At 63.8% G+C, this 19,593-nt stretch carries 17 protein-coding genes; 5 read left to right on the forward strand and 12 right to left on the reverse strand.

The genetic code is table 11. The features are described from left to right. The first annotated feature begins 1 nt into the window (after position 1). Both CK227_RS13555 and CK227_RS13560 read left to right on the forward strand, forming a co-directional pair. The gene (locus CK227_RS13555) at positions 2 to 982 is read left to right on the forward strand and encodes a 2-dehydropantoate 2-reductase (RefSeq protein WP_095773298.1); all 981 of its coding nucleotides are present in this window, start codon (positions 2 to 4) and stop codon (positions 980 to 982) included. Between the two features lie 141 nt (positions 983 to 1,123). Further along, a complete protein-coding gene (locus CK227_RS13560) occupies positions 1,124 to 1,516 on the forward strand; it encodes a lysozyme inhibitor LprI family protein (RefSeq protein WP_095773299.1) in 393 nt (130 codons plus the stop codon). Between the two features lie 75 nt (positions 1,517 to 1,591). Here the strand turns inward: CK227_RS13560 and CK227_RS13565 are convergent, their stop codons facing one another. The 5 genes from CK227_RS13565 to CK227_RS13585 are packed head-to-tail and all read right to left on the reverse strand — an operon-like array spanning position 1,592 to position 6,184. Beyond that, complete coding sequence (locus CK227_RS13565) at positions 1,592 to 2,563, reverse strand: branched-chain amino acid ABC transporter permease (RefSeq protein ID WP_095773300.1); 972 nt, start codon at positions 2,561 to 2,563, stop codon at positions 1,592 to 1,594. Positions 2,564 to 2,585: 22 nt separating this feature from the next. Further along, the gene (locus CK227_RS13570) at positions 2,586 to 3,473 is read right to left on the reverse strand and encodes a branched-chain amino acid ABC transporter permease (protein WP_095773444.1); all 888 of its coding nucleotides are present in this window, start codon (positions 3,471 to 3,473) and stop codon (positions 2,586 to 2,588) included. A 7-nt stretch (positions 3,474 to 3,480) separates the two neighbouring features. Next, the gene (locus tag CK227_RS13575; RefSeq protein ID WP_095773301.1) at positions 3,481 to 4,191 is read right to left on the reverse strand and encodes an ABC transporter ATP-binding protein; all 711 of its coding nucleotides are present in this window, start codon (positions 4,189 to 4,191) and stop codon (positions 3,481 to 3,483) included. Next, a complete protein-coding gene (locus tag CK227_RS13580) occupies positions 4,184 to 4,963 on the reverse strand; it encodes an ABC transporter ATP-binding protein (RefSeq protein ID WP_095773302.1) in 780 nt (259 codons plus the stop codon). Before CK227_RS13580 ends, CK227_RS13575 begins: the two co-directional genes overlap by 8 nt. 12 nt (positions 4,964 to 4,975) lie before the next feature. Then, the gene (locus tag CK227_RS13585) at positions 4,976 to 6,184 is read right to left on the reverse strand and encodes an ABC transporter substrate-binding protein (protein WP_095773303.1); all 1,209 of its coding nucleotides are present in this window, start codon (positions 6,182 to 6,184) and stop codon (positions 4,976 to 4,978) included. A 371-nt stretch (positions 6,185 to 6,555) separates the two neighbouring features. Between CK227_RS13585 and CK227_RS13590 the strand changes: the two genes are divergently transcribed. The 3 genes from CK227_RS13590 to CK227_RS13600 are packed head-to-tail and all read left to right on the forward strand — an operon-like array spanning position 6,556 to position 11,390. Further along, positions 6,556 to 7,431, forward strand: coding sequence for a glycosyltransferase family 2 protein (locus CK227_RS13590; protein ID WP_245318142.1), 876 nt, complete (start codon positions 6,556 to 6,558; stop codon positions 7,429 to 7,431). Positions 7,432 to 7,453: 22 nt separating this feature from the next. Then, a complete protein-coding gene (locus tag CK227_RS13595; protein WP_179296445.1) occupies positions 7,454 to 8,740 on the forward strand; it encodes a rhamnan synthesis F family protein in 1,287 nt (428 codons plus the stop codon). Then, a complete protein-coding gene (locus CK227_RS13600) occupies positions 8,733 to 11,390 on the forward strand; it encodes a glycoside hydrolase family 99-like domain-containing protein (RefSeq protein ID WP_143750504.1) in 2,658 nt (885 codons plus the stop codon). The genes CK227_RS13595 and CK227_RS13600 overlap by 8 nt, the downstream gene beginning before the upstream one ends. Before the next feature lie 12 nt (positions 11,391 to 11,402). On the opposite strand, the gene CK227_RS13605 is transcribed toward CK227_RS13600, so the two are convergent. The 7 genes from CK227_RS13605 to CK227_RS13635 all read right to left on the reverse strand — a co-directional run bounded on the left by CK227_RS13605 (position 11,403) and on the right by CK227_RS13635 (position 19,453). Further along, entirely contained in the window at positions 11,403 to 13,166 is a 1,764-nt protein-coding gene (locus CK227_RS13605; RefSeq protein ID WP_095773307.1) for an ABC transporter ATP-binding protein, read from the reverse strand. Positions 13,167 to 13,329: 163 nt separating this feature from the next. After that, positions 13,330 to 14,274, reverse strand: a complete 945-nt coding sequence (locus tag CK227_RS13610; RefSeq protein WP_095773308.1) for an acetamidase/formamidase family protein — start codon at positions 14,272 to 14,274, stop codon at positions 13,330 to 13,332. Next, entirely contained in the window at positions 14,264 to 15,907 is a 1,644-nt protein-coding gene (locus CK227_RS13615) for an ABC transporter substrate-binding protein (protein ID WP_095773309.1), read from the reverse strand. Before CK227_RS13615 ends, CK227_RS13610 begins: the two co-directional genes overlap by 11 nt. A 34-nt stretch (positions 15,908 to 15,941) precedes the next feature. Continuing rightward, positions 15,942 to 16,862, reverse strand: a complete 921-nt coding sequence (locus tag CK227_RS13620) for an ABC transporter permease (protein ID WP_095773310.1) — start codon at positions 16,860 to 16,862, stop codon at positions 15,942 to 15,944. Next, positions 16,859 to 17,725, reverse strand: a complete 867-nt coding sequence (locus CK227_RS13625) for an ABC transporter permease (protein ID WP_179295954.1) — start codon at positions 17,723 to 17,725, stop codon at positions 16,859 to 16,861. Before CK227_RS13625 ends, CK227_RS13620 begins: the two co-directional genes overlap by 4 nt. 19 nt (positions 17,726 to 17,744) lie before the next feature. Next, positions 17,745 to 18,362 (reverse strand): ANTAR domain-containing protein, encoded by a 618-nt coding sequence (locus CK227_RS13630; protein WP_095773312.1) that lies wholly within the window; start codon positions 18,360 to 18,362, stop codon positions 17,745 to 17,747. Further along, entirely contained in the window at positions 18,359 to 19,453 is a 1,095-nt protein-coding gene (locus CK227_RS13635) for a transporter substrate-binding protein (protein WP_095773313.1), read from the reverse strand. Before CK227_RS13635 ends, CK227_RS13630 begins: the two co-directional genes overlap by 4 nt. Positions 19,454 to 19,593 lie beyond the last annotated feature (140 nt).

Below are 19,593 nucleotides of genomic sequence, written 5' to 3' on the forward strand. Positions count from 1 at the left end.
GATGAAGATCACCATTTTCGGCGCCGGTGCGATCGGCGGGTATCTCGCCGCCAAGCTGGCGATCGCCGGCCGCACCGACCTGTCGATCGTCGCGCGCGGCGCGCATCTGGAAGCGATCCGGGCGAACGGACTGCGCCTGATCGAGGACGGCGAGGAATCGGTGGCGCCGGTAAGAGCCGCCGCCAAGGCCGAGGAACTCGGCGTGCAGGACACTGTCGTGCTGGCGCTGAAAGCCCATTCGCTGACCCCCGCACTTGACCAGATCGCGCCGCTGCTCGGGGACCATACATCCGTCGTCACCATGCAGAACGGCGTGCCGTGGTGGTATTTCCATCAACTGGGCGGGCCACTCGAAGGCACAAGGCTGAACGCGGTCGATCCCGGAGGGGCGATCTGGCAGCGGATCGGGCCGCAGCGCGTCATCGGCTCGGTCGTCTATCCCGCCGCCGAGGTCGACGCGCCCGGCCTCATCCGCCATGTCGAAGGCAAGCGCTTCTCGCTCGGCGAACCCTCGGGCGAACGCAGCGAACGGGTCACGCGACTGGCGGAGGAAATGGTCAAGGCCGGCCTGCAGGCGCCGGTGCGCGACGACATACGCTCAGAAATCTGGGTGAAGCTGTGGGGCAATCTCTCCTTCAACCCGATCTCGGCGCTGACCGGCTCCACGCTGGCGGGAATCGTCGCCGACGAAGGCACCCGCGCGCTTGCCCGCACCATGATGCTGGAAGCCCAGGCGATCGGCGAAAGCCTCGGCGTGCGCTTTCCGATCGGGGTCGACCGCCGCATCAAGGGTGCCGGCGATGTCGGCGAGCACAAGACCTCGATGCTGCAGGATCTGGAACGCGGCCGACCGATGGAAATCGACGCGCTGGTGAGCGCGGTGCAGGAGCTTGGCCGGCTGACGGACAAGCCGACGCCGACCATAGATGCGGTGTCGGCGCTGGTGCGCCGGCTGGCGGTGGAGCGCGGGTGTTACGGGTGATGGGGGCACGGCGGGCCAAACCTTGACGCGTTCGCGGCCTGCCCAACATATCGTGGGCGCCCTTGTTGCCGATCCAGAGGACGTGCCGAAACAGAGAGACCCTGACCCGCATCCAGCCTTTGGTTTCAAGGAACCGCCTCCATGCTCCGACATGCCTGCTTCCTCGGAATTTTGGCCATGACAACGGCTCATCCCGCGATGGCACAGAGCGATGATGAAATGAAAGCATGCGTCGGCCAGTCCGGCGGCTACACGGGGAAAATGCTGGATTGCGGGAAAGTCGAGATCGACAAGTACGATGCCAGGTTGAACGCCGCTTACAACACCTTGATGCGTCGTGAGCATGGCCCTCAACGTGCCCGGTTGCAGCGCGAGCAGCGCGCCTGGCTGAAACATCATCTGCGGGAAACGCATCGTCTTGCCGCCGATCCCGACAACGGGGAAGCCGCCTTCTTCACATCTCAAGGGTTTGAACTGGACGATCTGAGCGCGCGCACCGCCGAACTCGAAAAGCGTGTGCAGCAAAGCCCGTAGCCACTCAAACGGGGTCATCGTTGGCCGGCGCCCTGGCGCGGCCCGGTCAACCGCGCCCGGTCGATCTGGAACTGATCAGTGCTTGCCCTGTCGCTTGAGAAGCCGTGCATAAACCTCCCCGACAATGCCGCGCCGGAAGACCAGCACGCACACCATGAAGATCATCCCGGTGGCGATGGTCACCGGGAAACCGGAGGTGGCAAGCGTGTTCTCCAGCCCGACGACGAGGCTGGCGCCGACGATCGGCCCGACCATGGTGCCGATGCCGCCCAGAAGCGTCATCAGGATCACCTCGCCCGACATCTGCCAGGTGACGTCGGTGAGCGTGGCGAACTGGAAGACGATCGCCTTGAGGGAGCCTGCCAGCCCGGCCAGCGCCGCCGACATGACGAAGGCGCCGAGCTTGTGGTTGGCGACGGAATAGCCCAGCGAAATGGCGCGGCTCTCGTTTTCCCGGATCGAGCGCAGGATCATGCCGAAGGGTGAATTGACGATGCGCCAGATGGCGAAAACGCCGATGAGGAATACCGCGAGCACGAAGTAGTACATGTTCAGCGAGACGTTCAGGTCGAGGACGCCGAACAGCATGCCGCGCGGCACGCCCTGAATGCCGTCCTCGCCCTCGGTGAAAGGCGCCTGCACGCAGAAGAAGAAGAACATCTGCGACAGCGCCAGGGTGATCATGGCGAAATAGATGCCTTGCCGGCGAATGGCGAAGAAGCCCATGACCAGGCCGAGCAGCGCGCCGCCCGCCATGCCGAGCAGGATGCCGGCTTCCGGCGGCCAGCCCCACACCTTGACGGCGTGCGCGGTGAAATAGGCGGCGCCGCCAAAGAAGGTGGCGTGGCCGAACGACAGCAGGCCGGTGTAGCCGAGCAGGAGATTGAACGCGCAGGCCAGCAGCGCGAAACACAGCATCTTCATCAGGAAGATCGGATAAACCAGGAAGGGCGCAACCAGCAGCGCCGCTATGGCGAGCCCGACCAGCGTCCATTCGGGCCATGCCGGGGTTCCGGCTGCTGTCTCGCGAGGCGACGGCCCGGCCATGTCAGATGTCCCTTCCGACATGTCAGGCATCCCTCCCGAACAGACCGGCCGGCCGGACCAGAAGCACGATCGCCATGATGACGAAGACCACGAGGTTGGAGGCCTCGGGATAGAAGACCTTGGTCAGGCCCTCGGCGAGGCCGAGCATGTAGCCGGTGACGATCGCGCCAAGAATCGATCCCATGCCGCCGATCACGACGACCGCGAAGACGACGATGATGAGATCCGATCCCATCAGCGGGCTCACCTGATAGACGGGGGCGGCCAGAATGCCGGCAAGCCCGGCAAGGGCGGAACCGAGACCGTAGGTCAGCGTCAGCAGCAACGGCACGTTGACGCCGAAGGCCTGGACGAGACGGGGATTCTCGGTTGCCGCCCGCAGATAGGAGCCGAGCCTGGTCTTCTCGATCAGCGCCCAGGTTCCGAAGCAGACGATCAGCGAGGCGACCACGACCCAGCCGCGATAGTTGGGCAGGAACATGAAGCCGAGATTGGTGCCGCCCGCAAGCAGCGGCGGCACGGCGTAAGGGTTTCCCGACACGCCGTAGTAATAGCGGAATATGCCTTCGAGCACGAGCGCGAGACCGAAGGTGAAAAGCAGGCCGTAGAGCGGATCGGTGTCGTAAAGCCGCGACAGCGCCAGGCGCTCGACCGCGATGCCGAAGAGGCCGACGATCAGCGGCGCGAGGATCAGCGCGGGCCAGTAGCCGATGCCGAGATAGGTGAGCAGCAGGTAGCCGACGAAGGCGCCGAGCATATACTGGGCGCCGTGGGCGAAATTGATGACGCGCAGCAAGCCGAAAATGACGGCCAGCCCCAGGCTCAGCATGGCGTAGAAGGAGCCGTTGATCAGCCCCACCAGCAATTGGCCAAGCAGTGCCTGGACGGGGATTCCGAAGATCATCGTCATGGCGTCCTCATACACCCAGAACGTCGTGGAGCTGCCCCATGCGGTTCGTCAGTTCGCCGACCGGGAACCCTGCGACGACCTTGCCGTTCTCCATCAGGTAGAAGCGATCGGCCACACGGCTGGCGAAGCGGAAATTCTGCTCGACCAGCAGGATCGTCATGCCGCGCTTCTTCAACGTCACCAGCAACTCGCCGATGCGCTGCACGATGACGGGAGCCAGGCCCTCGGTCGGCTCGTCGAGAAGCAGCATCTTGACGCCGGTTCGCAGCATGCGGGCGATCGCCAGCATCTGCTGTTCGCCGCCCGACAGCCTCGTGCCGGGACTGTTGCGGCGCTCCTTCAGATTGGGGAAGAGGTCGAATATCTCCGCGACGCTCATGCCGCCCTCGGCGACGACCGGCGGCAGCACCAGATTCTCGTCGACCGTCAGCGTCGCGAAAATGCCGCGCTCCTCCGGCACGAAGCCGATGCCTTGATGCGCGGTGCGGTGCAGCGGCAGGCGCATCAGATCCGCGCCGTCGAAAACGACCTCGCCGGTCCGCGTGCGGATCAGCCCCATGATGGCGCGCAGCGTCGTCGTCTTGCCGACGCCGTTGCGGCCGAGCAGCGTGACCGTCTCGCCGACAAACACCTCCAGATCGACGCCGTGCAGCGCATGGCCCTCGCCATACCAGGCGTTGAGGCCGCGGACCGCAAGCAGGGGGGCGGCACTAGTCATCTGCGGTGCCCATGTAAGCGACCTTCACCCGCTCGTCGCGGCTGACCGTCGCGTAGTCGCCGGCCGCCAGCACCTCGCCGCGCTGCATGACGGTTATCCAGTCGCAGAGATCGGCGACAACAGTCAGATTGTGCTCGACCATCAGCACCGCGCGCGCGCGCGCCACCGAACGGATGAGGTCGGAAACCATGGCCACGTCCTCATGCCCCATGCCGGCCATCGGCTCGTCCAACAGCAGCACCTTCGGGTCGAGGGCCAGGGTCGTGGCGATCTCCAACGCGCGCTTCCTTCCATAGGAAAGGTCGCCGGCCAGCCTGTTCCTGGCGTCGTCGAGACCAACGGAGCGCAACAGTTCGACGGCTCGCGGCGTCAACCGATCGAGCGCCGCCAGGGAGCGCCAGAACTGGACGCCGAGCCCGCCCGGCCGCTGCAATGCGACGCGCACATTGTCGAGCACGCTGAGGTGCGGAAAGATCGCCGATATCTGGAACGATCGCACCAGCCCCATGCGCGCCACCTTTGCCGGTGGCGTGCGGGTGATGTCGTGGCCGAGCAGTTCGATCCTGCCGCTGGTCGGCGCCAGGAACTTGGTGAGCAGGTTGAAGACAGTCGTCTTGCCGGCGCCGTTAGGCCCGATCAGCGCATGGATGTTGCGATGGCGGACATCGAGATCGACATTCCTGACGGCGACGAAGCCGGCAAAATCGCGCCGCAGCCCGCGAGCGGAGAGCACCACCGGCGGCTCGTTGGCGTTGAGATCAGACGGCGCCACGGGCCGCACCGATCACTGGGCCGCGGTTGGACAGCCGCTTTCCTTCTCGCTCAGGAAGGCCTGGTTGCCGGGGATGGTTGCGAGATATTTGTAATAATCCCAGTCCTTGGTGCTCTCGCCGGGCGCCTTGACCTGGTAGAGATACATGTCGTGGACCATGTTGCCGTCCGCCTGCACCTTGCCGTTGGTCGTCACGGCGTCGTCAACCGGCATCGAATGCAATTGCTTGGCGACGGCTTCGGTCGCGTCGGTGCCGGACTTGTCGATCGCCTTCAGATACTGCGTCACCGCCGAATAGGTCGCGGCCTGGACCATGTTCGGCATGCGGTTGGTGCGTTTGAAAAAGCGCTGTCCGAATTTGCGGCTCTTGTCGTCGCGATCCCAGTAATAGCCCTCGGTCAGCACGACTCCTTGCGCGGCCTGAAGGCCCAGCCCATGCACCTCGGCCAGCGTGAACAGAAGCGCGGCAAGGCGCTGGCCGCCCTGGACGATGCCGAATTCGGCCGCCTGCTTGATGGAGTTGGAGGTGTCGAGGCCAGCATTGGCCAGCCCGACGACCTTGGCGCCCGACGACTGCGCCTGCAGCAGGAAGGATGAATAATCGGTCGACCCCAGGGGATAACGCACTTCGCCAAGCACCTTGCCGCCGTGGCTCTCGACGAATTTGGCGGTCTGCTCCTTGAGCGAATAGCCGAACGCATAGTCGACGGTGACGAAGAACCAGCTGTCGCCGCCCTGCTGCACGAGGGAGCCCCCGGTTCCCACCGCCTGCGAATGGGTGTCATAGGCCCAGTGGAAGCCGTAGGGCGAGCATTGCTTGCCGGTGAGATCGGTGGTTGCCGCGCCGGTAACGATGTCGATCTTCTTCTTTTCCTTGGAGATCCCCTGGACGGCGAGCGCGACCGATGAGGTCGTCAGCTCCATGATGGCATCGACCTGTTCGGTGTCGTACCATTGCCGCGCGATGTTGGAGGCGATGTCAGGCTTGTTCTGGTGGTCGGCGCTGATGATCTCGATCGGCACGCCCTGTACCTTGCCGCCGAAGTCCTCGACCGCCATCTTGGCCGCCTCGACCGACCATTTGCCGCCGAAATCGGCATAGACGCCGGATTGATCATTGAGGATGCCGATCTTGACTTTTCCATCGGAAATTTCGGCGGCCGAGGCGGGGATAGCGGCCGCGGCAAGAAGCGCGGCGGAAACGAAATAGCATACCTTCATTATCGACTTCCTCCCATGATGAATCCGACCGTTCCCCCGGACGATCACCAGCAAGCGGTATTGAACATGAGCAAGATGGGGAATAACGGCAAGGGGCCGTTGCGGATTTCTGGTTCGAAGCAGCCCTTCCTCGCCGGGAGTTTACCGCCACGAGGGCAGCCAAGGCGACTGGCCATCACGCCAGCCGGAAACCTCGGAAGCAGCAAGACCATGTGAACCGTGACCGGCGGCCTGGCGAGACCGCGCGTCCATGCCCACGAACTTAGTCGGGAGTATGGACTCGACCACCGGAGTCACAGCGCTTAGATTGCGTACGGATCACTAGTCTTTCCACGGGGGAAGCCAACTGAGGTATCAGGATGGCTTTGGCAATGAACAGGTCGATAACTGCCATTACTGTGACGCATAACAGCGCGCATACCGTGCGGGGCGCGCTCGCTCGCCTGCCTCCAGGGGTGGAGATCGTATGCGTCGACAATGCAAGTACCGACGATCTATCCACCGCGCTGTCCGGCCTTGCCGTTCATCGTATCGACAATCCTGTAAACCTCGGCTTCGGGCGCGCCTGCAACATCGGGGCGGCGGCGGCGACGGGTGAGTATCTGCTGTTCGTCAACCCCGACGTGCGTCTTGGGACGGACGCCGTCGATGCGCTCATGCAGGCGGCTGAACGCTATCCAAATTGCCGCGTCTTCGTGCCGCGCACCAATACGGTGGATGGCCGGCTCTGGTTTCGCGAGGAGAGCGAGATCGATCGCCTTTCAGGCATGTCGCTGCCCACACGCATCCGGCAGGTCTGGGGAGATTGTTGCGTCCGCTTCGTCAATGGCGGCGTGTTCATGATCAAACGAACGCTCTTCCTCGATACGGGCGGGTTTGACGAGGATATTTTCCTGTATTTCGAGGATGACGACCTTTCATATCGTCTGCTGCAGCGTGACGAGCCCATGATCCTTGTCAGTGGCGCGCATGCTGTCCACGACATTGGCACATCGGTTGCGCAATCAACCCGGGCGCGTATTTTCCGGTATCGCTCTAAGATGCGATCGGAGATCCACTTGCGCAAGAAATACGGCATCGCCTATAGCCCATTTGTAGACATACTCCGTTACTTGACGAAAATAGGCTTCTATTGCCTGACGCTTAATCGAAACAGATTGATCAATTCCCTGGGCCGGCTGATTGGCATATTCGACAGCATCCTTGACCGATCGCGCGCGAATCGGAACGGCGGCTATGTCGCCTGACGCTGCCGACACGAGCGTTGCCTTGCCTGATGTCCTGTCCCGCGAGCCGCGAAAAGGCGACAGCGTCGACCCAAGCAGTGCCGTGGGCGAAATCCACATCCACGCGCCGGGACGCTATGTCGTCGAGCTTTGGCCGACAGAGAGGTCGATGCCGTTTCTCCGGCTCGATGTTCGCCGCCCAGGACATGCGGACAGGGTCGTCTATGTGCCGGTCACCACGCGGACGTCCTATCTGCTCACAAGCAGCGAAGGCGGCCTGGGACTGCAATTTGATAGAGGCGACGTCGTCGCGGCGAGTGTTCGGCCCTTAGCCATCGGGGATATTGGCGCGCTGCTGCGCCGGCGTCGTCGCCACAAGCGATTTCAGCTGCCGCTCGGCGAAGGCCTGGTCTTGCAGCCTCTCTTGCACATCTCGGGACCGCAAGGGCGAGAATTGGCCCGCGCCCTCGGCAGTCTTGCCGGTTGGGGCTTTGGCCCTGCGAGCGACAATCTGCAGAAGACCCTGTCGCGGCACTTTGATGGTCCGCCAGCCGAGGCCCCCGAACGCCGGCCCACCGCCGAGCCGAAGATTGCCGTGGCGCTTCACCTGCATTACCCCGATCTCTGGCCCGAGTTCGAGGCGTTGCTGGAAGCGACCGGGCGTCAATTCCAGCTCTTTCTCACGCTGACCCGGCCTGACGCGGCACTCGCGCAACGCGTTCAGGCGAGATTTCCGGGTGCCGAGATCACAGTCTACGACAATCGTGGCCGCGACGTCGGCCCCTTCATCCAATTGCTTCGCGAAGGAAGGTTCGATCCCTTCGATCTTATCTGCAAGCTGCATGGCAAGAAGTCGGGGCAGAGCGGGCCGCGCATGGTTCTCGGCGAGATCTGGCGCCAGGCGAGTGCGTTCGACCTGATCGGATCCCGCGGCGTGGTCGACCGCATCATCGCCAAGTTCGAACGTTCTCCCGACATCCAGATGATTGGATCCGGACGCTTTCGGATGCCCAATGAATGGAAGGGGGAGAAGGCTGCGTGGGGCGAGAACAGGGCGATGGCCCTCAATCTGCTGGAGGCAATGGGGATGCCCTCCAGTTCTCCCCTCGATTTCTTTGCCGGGACGATGTTCTGGGTTCGTCGCGACGCGCTGGAACCGCTGCGACGGCTCGATCTGCCCTTGGCAGCCTTTCCCGAGGAGACAGGCCAACAAGACGGCACATTGCAGCATGCCCTCGAGCGTGTTCTTGGAATGATCTGCACAAAGATCGGCGTTGCCTCGGATGGTGACATGACGACGGATTCCCGCGAGGCAGACCCGATTGGATAGATCCGAATTCTTGGTCTTGGTAAGATCGCTCACCAGCAGAAGCCGATGGAAGAGATTTCGCCTGCGGCAACGAATTCGAGCCAGCGGTCTGTTCGATGTGTCGTGGTATCTGGTTCAAAATCCGGATGTAGCCCGGAGCGGGAAAGATCCGATCCTGCATTACATCAGGCATGGTGTCTCGGAGTCCCGAAACCCGAGTCCGAACTTCGACAACGAATACTATCTGACGAAAAATCCCGACGTGGCTGCCGCGTCGATGAATCCGTTGGATCACTACATTCGTTTCGGCAAGATCGAAGGGCGCAGCCCCCGACGTGCTCCGGGCACAGATGCCGGCGCCATCCAGAGACCCGCCACCTACGTGCCGCGATCCAGCGAGAGGCGACCCGCCGCATTGAAGGCGCGCCTCATTGCCTTCTACCTACCACAGTTTCATCCGATTCCTGAAAATGACGCCTTTTGGGGAAAGGGTTTCACGGAATGGACGAATGTGACGCGCGCGGCGCCGCAGTTCGATGATCATTATCAGCCCAGGCGGCCGGCGGACCTCGGCTTCTACGACCTGAGAGTGAAGGACATCCAGAAGGAGCAGATCGAGATTGCCCTTCAGTACGGTGTCTCGGGGTTCTGTTTTCACTTCTACTGGTTCAACGGCAAGCGCGTCCTCGAGATGCCGATCAGGCAATTCGTCGAAAACGATGCGCACGAACTGGGCTTCTGCATCAATTGGGCAAATGAACCCTGGAGCCGCCGTTGGCATGGGCTCGAACAGGAGGTGCTGATTGCGCAATCGCATTCACCCGAGGACGACCTGGCCTTCATCGAATATGTATCCCGCTATTTTCGCGACCGGCGATACATCCGCATCGGCGGCAAGCCTCTCCTGATGATTTACCGGCCCGGATTGTTTCCGTCGGCCGCTGAAACAGCACAACGCTGGAGAGCCTATTGCCGGGAAGCCGGCATCGGCGAGATTTTTCTTGCCTACCCGCAGTCGTTCGACAAGGACGATCCCGCCGAATTCGGATTCGACGCCGCCGTCGAATTCCCACCGAATCTTGGGAAATTTCGCGAGATCAGCGGCAGAATTCCAACGCTCAAGAGCGGCTTCAGGGGAAAGATCTTCGACTGGACGGAGCTCCTCAAACGCAGCCGCGCCTACCCACAGGTTCCCTACACGCTGTTTCGCGGACTTTGCCCTTCCTGGGACAACACCGCACGGAGGATGGAGGCAGCCCACATTCTGGTGAACGCATCGCCGCCCCGCTACGCAGAATGGCTCGCCAACGCGGTCGCCGATACATGCGATCGTTTCGCCGATTTCGACAGCCGCCTGATCTTCGTCAATGCCTGGAACGAGTGGGCGGAGGGAGCCTATCTCGAGCCTGACGCCCGCTATGGCTACGCCTATCTGCAACAGACGCGGAACGTCCTGTCGGCTCCGTCAGCGGCCGGCAAATTCCCCGGGGGCGCGTCCTGGCGCGTTCTGTTCGTTTCGCACGATGCGGCTCTCGGTGGGGCGCAGGCTTCCTTGATCGACATCGTCCAATGGCTGCAATCGCACACGGAGCTGGAGATCAAGGTGCTGTGCCTGGCAGGCGGTGAACGGCTGGAACAGTTTCGACGCATCGTCGATACCACCCTTCTGGACGATCTGGTTTCGCCAACCGAGACGACCGCCACGAAGCTGGCCCGCATCGCCGATTGGTACGGTGGCAGACCGGACCTCATCTATTGCAACAGCCTGGCCACCGGCCGTGTGCATGCGCTGCTTGGGGAACTGGGCATTCCTATCCTGACGCATGCCAGGGAATTGGCAATGAGCGTCGCCCGATACGCCAAGGACGACATGGAGGATGTGGTTTCCCACACGCGGAGATTCGTTGCGTGTTCGCCAAGCGTCCGGGACTATTTGGTGGCCGAGCACAAGGTCGAAACGAACGCCATCGACGTCATTCCAAGCGCGGTTCCACAGCCCGGCGCCGATCCCGGTCAGACGGAAACCCAGCGTCTTGAACGTCGCCGGCTGGCCGGCTGGCCCGTGGACAAGACCATCGTCCTGGGATCCGGCCTCGCAATGCCATTCCGCAAGGGTGCCGACCTGTTTATCGAGGTGGCCCGAATTCTTCGGGCCCGTGGGGTCGAGGACTATCATTTCTACTGGCTCGGCTCGTTTCCGGAGCGGGAACGGGATGAGGCTCTCGGCACCTGGTCGCAGCACCTCGACAGGATGCGGGCGGACGGGTTGGACGAGAACGTTACATTTCTGGGCGATGTCGACGATGTGCGCGGCTATCTTCGGGCTGCCGATCTGTTTCTTCTGACATCCCGCGAAGAGCCGTTCGGCCGCGTCATGCTGGAGGCGGCATTCGCCGAGTTGCCGGTAATCTGCTTCGCAGGCAGCGGCGGGGCACCGGATTTCGTCGAGGACGATGCCGGCATCATCGTCGAACGGGCCGATCCGGCCGCCATGGCCGACGCCACACTGAAACTGATCCGGGACAAGCCGCTGCGGACGAAGCTCGGCAGGCAGGCGAGCGCCAAGGCGCGGCGGCATTTTTCCACCGACCAGGTCTTTCCGCGCCTGCTGTCGACCATGCGGAAGGTTGCAGGCCAGCCGCCCGCGGGCCCGATCATCATGCCGAACTAAAATTACCGCCCGCTACCTGTCCGCAGCGACGAGGTGGCCGTTGCCGACATCCTGCAAAGCCAGTTTCAGCGGCGCCTCGCCGATCCTGCGGGTGGCGCTCGGGATTTCCTGGTCGAGGCGGGCGAAGCGGCTTCTGCGCCGCGCTGGATCGGGCACCGGCACGGCTTCGATCAGCCGCCTGGTGTAGGGATGGCGCGGGTTGGAAAAGACCTGGTCGCGTGTGCCCATTTCGACGATCTGGCCGAGATACATGACAGCGACGCGGTCGGAGATGTTCTCGACCACCGCCATGTCATGCGAGATGAAGAGATAGGCGACGCCGAATTCGCGCTGCAATTCCTTCAACAAATCGAGCACGCGCGCCTGCACCGAGACGTCGAGAGCCGAAACGCTTTCGTCGGCGATGATCAGCTTCGGCCGCAAGGCGAGCGCGCGGGCAATGCAGACGCGCTGGCGCTGTCCGCCGGAGAATTCGTGCGGATAAAGCTCCATCTGATCGGCCGAGAGGCCGACGCGCTCGAACAGGGCCGCGACGCGCTGGCTGCGCTCTTCCCTTGAGGCGATGCCGTGGATCACCAGCGGCTCGGCGACGAGGTCGCCGACGCGCATGCGCGGATCGAGCGAGGCGAAAGGGTCCTGGAAAATCATCTGCACGTCGCGGCGCACCGCCTTGCGTTCGTCGCGGCCGAGGCCCGACAAATTGCGCCCGCCAACGATGATGTCGCCGCTGTAAGGTACCAGCCCGGCCAGCGCCTTGGCGGTGGTCGACTTGCCGCAGCCGGATTCACCGACCAGCGCCAGCGTCTCGTTGGGCGCGACCGAGAAGCTGACGCCCTCGACCGCATGAACCCGGCGGGTGACCCGGCCGAAGACGCCTCCGCGCAGGTCGAAGCGGACATGCAGGTCTTTGACCAAGGCGACGCTGGCTGGCGTTGCCGTCTCCACATGCCTTGATTTCTGCCGCCCGACGCCGCTGCCGATGCGCGGCACGGCGGCCAGCAGTTCGCGCGTATAATCCGCCTGCGGCCGGGCGAAAATGTCCGATGTCTTGCCCTCCTCGACCATGCGGCCATGCCGCATGACGATGACGCGATCGGCCATTTCGGCGACCACGCCCATGTCGTGGGTGATGAGGATGACGCTGGTGCCGTGCTGGCGCTGCAGGTCGCGCAGCAGTTCCAGCACCTCGCCCTGCACGGTGACGTCGAGGGCGGTCGTCGGCTCGTCGGCGATCAGTACGTCGGGCTCGAGCGCCAGGGCCATGGCGATCATCACCCGCTGGCGCATGCCGCCGGACAGCTCGTGCGGGAACTGAATTAGCCGGCTTTCGGCTTCCGAAATGCGCACCGCCTTCAGCGCCTCGATGGCGCGCTGGCGGGCTTCGGCCGGCGAGAGGCTGGTATGCGCCTCGATGGATTCGGTGAGCTGCCGGCCGATCGACAGCACCGGATTGAGCGAGGTCATCGGCTCCTGGAAGATCATGGCGATGCGGTCTCCGCGAATGCGGCGCATCCGGCGCTCGTCGAGGTCAGCCAGGTCGGTATCGCCAAGTCGGATCTTTCCAGATGAAATGCGGGCGGCAGGCTGCGGCAGGAGCTGCATGATCGCCAGCGCGGTCATCGACTTTCCGGAGCCGGATTCGCCGGCGATGCAAAGCGTCTCGCCACGCGCCAGCGTCAGCGACAGGTTGGACACGACCTCGCGCTCGCCATCCTCGCCGCGCACGCTGACGGAGAGGTTGGCGATGTCGAGGACGGTCTGGGGGGCTGAGGTCATTGGGAGAGCAGGGTTCTGAGAGGTTTATTCGGGCACGCCCCCCACCCGGACCTTCGGTCCGACCTCCCCACAAGGGGAAGGTAGGGCGCCAGCGCTTCACCCTCCCCCTTGTGGGGAGGGTCGCTGCGAAGCAGCGGCGTGGGGGTGCGGCGCCAACCTCGCGTCATTCAAACACGCAGCGCGGGAAGTAGAACGACACCACCCAATTCGGCATGTCGACGATCTCGCTGATCCTGAGATCGCCGCACACCGAGGCGAGCATATAGGCCTCGACCGGGTCGATCTGGTAGCGCCCGGCAATCAGGTCGACCATCTGGGCAACCGCTTCCCTGGCGCCGGCCATCAGGTCGGGGCCGATACCCGTCGTCACTTCATAACCCTTGGCGTCGAGGTGACGCGTCACCGGGCCAGGGGTGGTGAAGCGCGGCGTCTTCAGCCTGGCATCCTTGAGCAGGTCGAGCTTGAGCACGACGTCCATCGGGCTTTCGATCGCCGTGCCGCAGACCTCGCCGTCGCCTTGCGCGGCGTGCGTATCGCCTACCGAGAACAGCGCGCCGGTCACCTCCACCGGCAGGTACAGTATGGTGCCGGCGGCGAGATCGCGGATATCGAGATTGCCGCCGACGCGCCGCGGCGGCACCACCGAGTGGAGGCCCATCTCGGCCGGCGCATTGCCGATGGTGCCGGCGAACGGCTTCAGCGGTACGCGGGCATTCTTGCCGAACAGCGCCGGCTCGAGCGAGGCGGCGTCGTATTTCCAGATGTTGAGCGCCGGCTCCTTGAAGTCGTCGGCGAGCAGGCCGAAGCCCGGAATGTTCCCCGTCCAGCCGAAGCCGGACGGTTTGAACAGCTCGATCGTCACCTTCAGCGCGTCACCGGGCTCGGCACCTTCGACGAAGATCGGCCCGGTCACCGGGTTGATGCCGGCGAAGTCCAGCTTGGCGATGTCGGCGACCGTGCTGTCGGGCTTCAGCTGGCCGCCGGCGGAATCCAGGCACTGGAACTCGATGGTCGATCCGGGCGCCACCCGCTCGGCCGGGACAAAGGAATTGTCCCAGCCGAAATGGTGATGGCGCCCATGGATGGTGTAGTCGCAACTATTGCACATCTTTTACGTACACATTGTCATAGTTGATCGGGATATGGACCGGGTCGACATAAAGGTTGTCGGCACCGCCCATGCGGGCCGATTTCATGGTGAAGCGCTGCTCGTTGAACACCGGCGCCCAGGGTGCGTCCTCCATGATCTTGTCGTAGATGGCGCTCCACATCTTGCCGCGCTCCACGGCCTTGGCCGGGTCAACCACGGAGTCGGCCTCGGCCGCCTTGGCGTCGAGGTCCTTGTTGCAATACCACGACCAGTTCCAGCCGCCCGGTACCGCACCGGCGCAGCCGAGGATCGGGCCGTAGAAGTTGGACGGATCGGGGAAGTCGGCGATCCAGGCCATGCCGCCCGACCAGATCATCGGCGCGCCGGCCTTGTCGCCGCCGGCGGCGATGACGTTGGCCTGGGCGAGCGACTGGATGCTGGCCTTGATGCCGATCGCCGCCAGATCCTGCTGGATCGCCTGGGCGATGCGCGGGTTCGGGTCGGTGTTCATGGCGAACAATTGCGTGTCGAAGCCATCGGGATGGCCGGCCTCGGCCAGCAGTGCCTTGGCCTTGGCAACGTCATACGGGTAACCCTTATACTCCTTGTCGTAGCCCGGCATCGATGGCGGCAGCGGCTGGTTGGCCGGCACGGCGCGGCCGTTGATGATCTGGATGACGCGCGCCTTGTTGATCGCCATGTTGACGGCCTGGCGCACCTTCACATTGTCGAACGGCGCCATGGTGGTGTTCATGGTGACATAGCCGGTGTGCAGCTGGCCGCCTTCGACGACGCGCGCCTTCTGCTCGGGATCGGCCATCACCTCCTGGAATTTTGCCGGCGGAATGCCGTCGCCGGGCACGTCGATCTCGCCCTTCTGCAAGCGCAGCAGCGCCACGATCGGCTCCTGGCCGATCTCGAAGGTGATCTTGTCGAGATGCGGCAGACCCTTGTGCCAGTAGTCCGCATTGCGCTCGAAGACGATGCGCTGGCCGAGCGTCCACTCGGCGAGCTTGAAGGCACCGGTGCCGACCGGATGCTTGCCGAAATCCGCGCCATATTTCTCGACCTCCTCCTTCGGCACGACATGCGAGAAGTTGATGGCCATCACATGCAGGAAGGTGGCGTCGGGGCGGGTCAGCTCGAACTTGACCGTATAGGGATCGACGACGGTGACGCCGGACAGGCTTTCGGCCTTGCCGGCGGCGACATCGTCATAGCCCTTGATCGAGCCGAAGAAGCCGGCGCCCGGGCTCTGCGTCTTCGGATTGGTGACGCGATCGAGCGAATATTTCACGTCGTCGGCGGTCATCTCGCGGCCATTGTGGAATTTCACGCCGTGCCGCAGCTTGAAGGTGAAGGTCTTGCCGTCTGGCGAGATCTCGTAACTTTCGGCAAGGTCGGACTTGAGGTTGGTGGTGCCCGGTTCGTAGTCCATCAGGCCGTCGAACAGGCTCTTGATCATCGACCAGTTCTGCCAGTCATAGCCGATCGCCGGATCGAGGGTGGCGACATCGTCCTTGTAGGTGATGGTGATGGCGCCGCCCTGCTTGGCGTTGGGGTCGATCGTGTCCTCGGCGCGGGCGCTTGCCATGCCGAGCATCAGCGCCAGCGCCGATGCCGCCACGGTGGTAGCCAGAAATCTTTTCATTTGGTGTTCCCTTTCTCTGATTGTTTTCTTGGTTTCATCTGAGTTTGATGCGGGGGTCGATGAAGGGCGCGATGATGTCGGCCAAGAGGTTGCCGAGCACGATGGCGAAGGCCGAGACCAGCGTGACGCCCATGATGATGGGGATGTCGACGCGCTGGATGGCCTGCCAGGCGAGCTGACCGATGCCGGGCCAGCCGAACACGCTTTCGACGACGACGATGCCGCCCATGAAGATGCCGATATCGATGCCGATCATGGCGATGACCGGCAGGATGGCGTTGGGCAGCGCATGGCGAAAAATGATGGCGCCGCGCGCCAGGCCTTTCGCACGCGCGGTGCGCACATAATCCTGGCGCAGCACGTCGATCATCGACGAGCGCATCATGCGGGCGTACCAGCCGGCGCCGAGGATGCCCATGGTCAGCGACGGCAGCACCAGATGGCGCCAGGTGCCGTAGCCGCCGATCGGAAACCAGCTGAGCCGCACGGCAAAGACGTAAAGCAGCAAAAGCCCGACGACGAATTGCGGCGCCGAGACGCCGACGAAGGAGGCGACCATCAAGGTCTGGTCGGTCGCGGTGCCGCGCTTGACGGCGGCGATGAGGCCCATGCTCAGCCCGATCAGTAGCTCGCACAGGATGGCACCGACCATCAAAAGCAGGCTGGCCGGCAGCCGCGAGACGATGAGTTCGGTGACTTCGGAGCGCTGGATGTAGGAGCGGCCGAGATCGCCGCTGACGAGCCTGGTCAGATAGTGCCAGTACTGGACGACAAAGGGCTGGTCGAGGCCGAGCTGCTGGCGGATGTTCTCGACCGTCTGCGGCGTGGCGCTGCGGCCGGCGATCTGGCGGACCGGGTCGGCGGGCAAGAGATAGAGCAGCGCGAAGGTGATCAGCGAAACACCAAGCAGGATGAGCAGCGACTGGATGAGGCGGCGGCCGAGATAGGCGATCATGCCCGGCCCCTTTGCATCGGATCGAGGATGTCGCGGAGCGCGTCGCCGATCAGGTTGAAGGCGAGCGCCAGCGCCAGGATCGCGGCGCCGGGGAAGAACACCAGCCAGGGTGCTGCCTGGAAATAGGTCTGGTTCTCGAAGATGATGTTGCCCCAGGACGCCGTCGGCGGCTGCACGCCGATGCCAAGAAAGGAGAGCGTCGCTTCGAGCAGCACCGTCGTCGAAATGCCGAGCGTGCCCCAGACGATGATGGTCGGCAGGAGATGCGGCAGGATGTGGCGGAACAGGATGCGCGGCGCGCCGGCGCCGATGGTGCGCTCGGCGTCGATGAATTCGCGCTCTGCAAGCGAGGAGGTTTCGGTGTAGATGACGCGCGCGGTCTGCACCCAATTGACCAATGCGATGACCATGGCGACGATCCACAGGCTCGGTTGGAAAACCGCCGCCAGGCAGATGGCGAGCAGCAGCGCCGGAAACGCCATCATCAGATCGGTGAAACGCATCAGCGCACTGCCGATCCAGCCGCGGAAATAGCCGGCGGTGACGCCGACCAGTGTGCCGATGAACAGCGCCACCCCATTGGCGACGATGCCGATGATCAGCGAGGTGCGGGCGCCATAGAGGATGCGGGTCAGAAGGTCTCGACCGAGCAGGTCGGTGCCGAGCCAGAATTTGGCATCCGGCGGCAGCGGCGAGCCCTCTATGGTCAGGCCGTCGAACATCTGCCCGTTGGGATCATAGCCGGTCAGCCACGGTGCCAGCACGGCGCCGGAGACGACAATGGCGACGATGACCAGGCCGAGCAGCGCCAGGCGACGTTTGACCAGCCGGCGCCAGACACCGGCGCGCGGCTTGGCCGGCATGCGCGCCGTGGCCGGGAGGTCAGGCGCGATGGGACTGGTCATCGCCGCCTTCCTCACCCGTTGCTTCCTCATCGGTCATCGCCACGATCCGGCGCGCGGCATCCTCGACGCTGATCTGCCAGCTCATCGCCAGCGAGCGCAGCTGCGCATAGGCGCGCTCGTCGTCCGAGCCTTTCGACAACGCCGCCACCGCGCGCACGATGGTCTGCCGCTCCGCGACACGCTGGCGCAGCGATGCAATTTCGCCGGCTAAGTGTTTACGCGCCTCGAAACTCTGCCTTGCGATCAATAGCGCGCTGTAGACGCCGGCAGTGCCGACCGGCTTAAGCAGTTGCGCGTCGGCCTTGTGCGAGAGCGCCCATTCGATGCGGCCGGGCGCCTCGGAACCGATCAGCGCCACCAGCGGCATCGGCGCTTCACCGGCTTTCCAGGGGAATTGCTCGTCGAAACCGAGATCTGCATCGAAGAAGACGAAATCGGCGGCCAGCGCCTCCGGCGGCAGTTCCGGCCAGCAGTCGAGCGCGATCAGGCCGATCGCCGACAATTGCCTGGTGATGGCCTGCACCGTCGAATGCGGGCGATGCAGGATGAAGGCCCTGGCGCCGCCGAGGTTGGGAATGCGCGGCGTCCTGGTCACGACACCACCCGCAGGCGCGGACGCCCGAACGTCCTGGCAGGATCATAGCGCGACAGATAGGGATCCGGCGCGACCTCATCCTCACGGCTGACGACCTCGAAGAACCCATCGGCGATCCGGCCGATGATGACAGGCAGCGTCGCGTGCTGGGTGTTGGCGTCGATGACGATCGGTCCAAGCCGGGTGGAGAAGCGCCGTTCGGCGAAAGCCTTGGAGAATTCCGCGGGTCCAGCTTCGGGATTGCGCGCGAGCACGTCGGCCATCACCTGCACCGAGGCATAGGCCGAGGCCTCGAAGGACGACGCGAAGGCCGCCGGCCGCGGCGCGAAATACGGGCCGACGGACAGATGGCCTCTCCCCGTCTCGCCGATCGCCGGCAGTTCGCCCTCGGTGAGGTTGCAGGAGATGACAGGACAATTTTCCGGACGGAAGGCGGCATCCTCGTCGCCCAAATCGCGATAGGCGGCGAGGAAGGCGTAGGACGAGGTGCCTATCAGATTGTTGAGGATGAAGCTCGGCCGCGTCGCCCGGATTTCCCCGATGAGGCGCGACACGTCGGTCTCGCCGATGCGCAGATAGCGTTCGCCCAGCACCTTGCCGCCGGCGTCGGCGATCAGGTCGCGCGCCACGCGGTTCATCTCCCAGCCCCAGATATAGTTCGAGCCGAGCAGGAAGCCGTTGGCGCCGAAGCGCGGCACGACATGGGCCATCAGCGGCACCAGATGCTGGTTGGGACAAGCGTGCATGTAGACGACATGCTCGTTGGCCTCGAAGCCTTCATAGGGGCATGCATACCAGAGCATGCCGCCGGCCTTCTCCAGCACCGGAATGGTCTCCTTGCGGCTCCAGGAGGTGACGCAGCCGACGACGTGGCGCGCGCTGCTGGTCTTGAAGATGTCTTCGCAAAGCGTCGCGTAGCGGTCGGCATTGCTTTGCGGATCGCGCTCGACCGGCACCAGCTCGATGCCTGAGCCGCGGTCGGCATTGATGTCGGCGATCGCCCGCATGGCACCCATGCGGCATGCATCGGAGACGAGCTGATAGCTCCCCGAACGGGAATAGAGGATGCCGATCTCGATGCGCCGTTTCAAACAGGACCCCAGAAAATGAAAATGCCCCGCAGCCAGCGCCGCAAGGGCGAGGCATACGAGGCATTCTTGCCGCCCGGCGATCAGGGCCGGTATTTGGCCTTAGGGTATTCGGTCCGGCTGGTCAGTCAAGCGGGAAAGTG

It is taken from the genome of Mesorhizobium sp. WSM4308 (assembly GCF_002294905.1).
Lineage (GTDB): Bacteria > Pseudomonadota > Alphaproteobacteria > Rhizobiales > Rhizobiaceae > Mesorhizobium.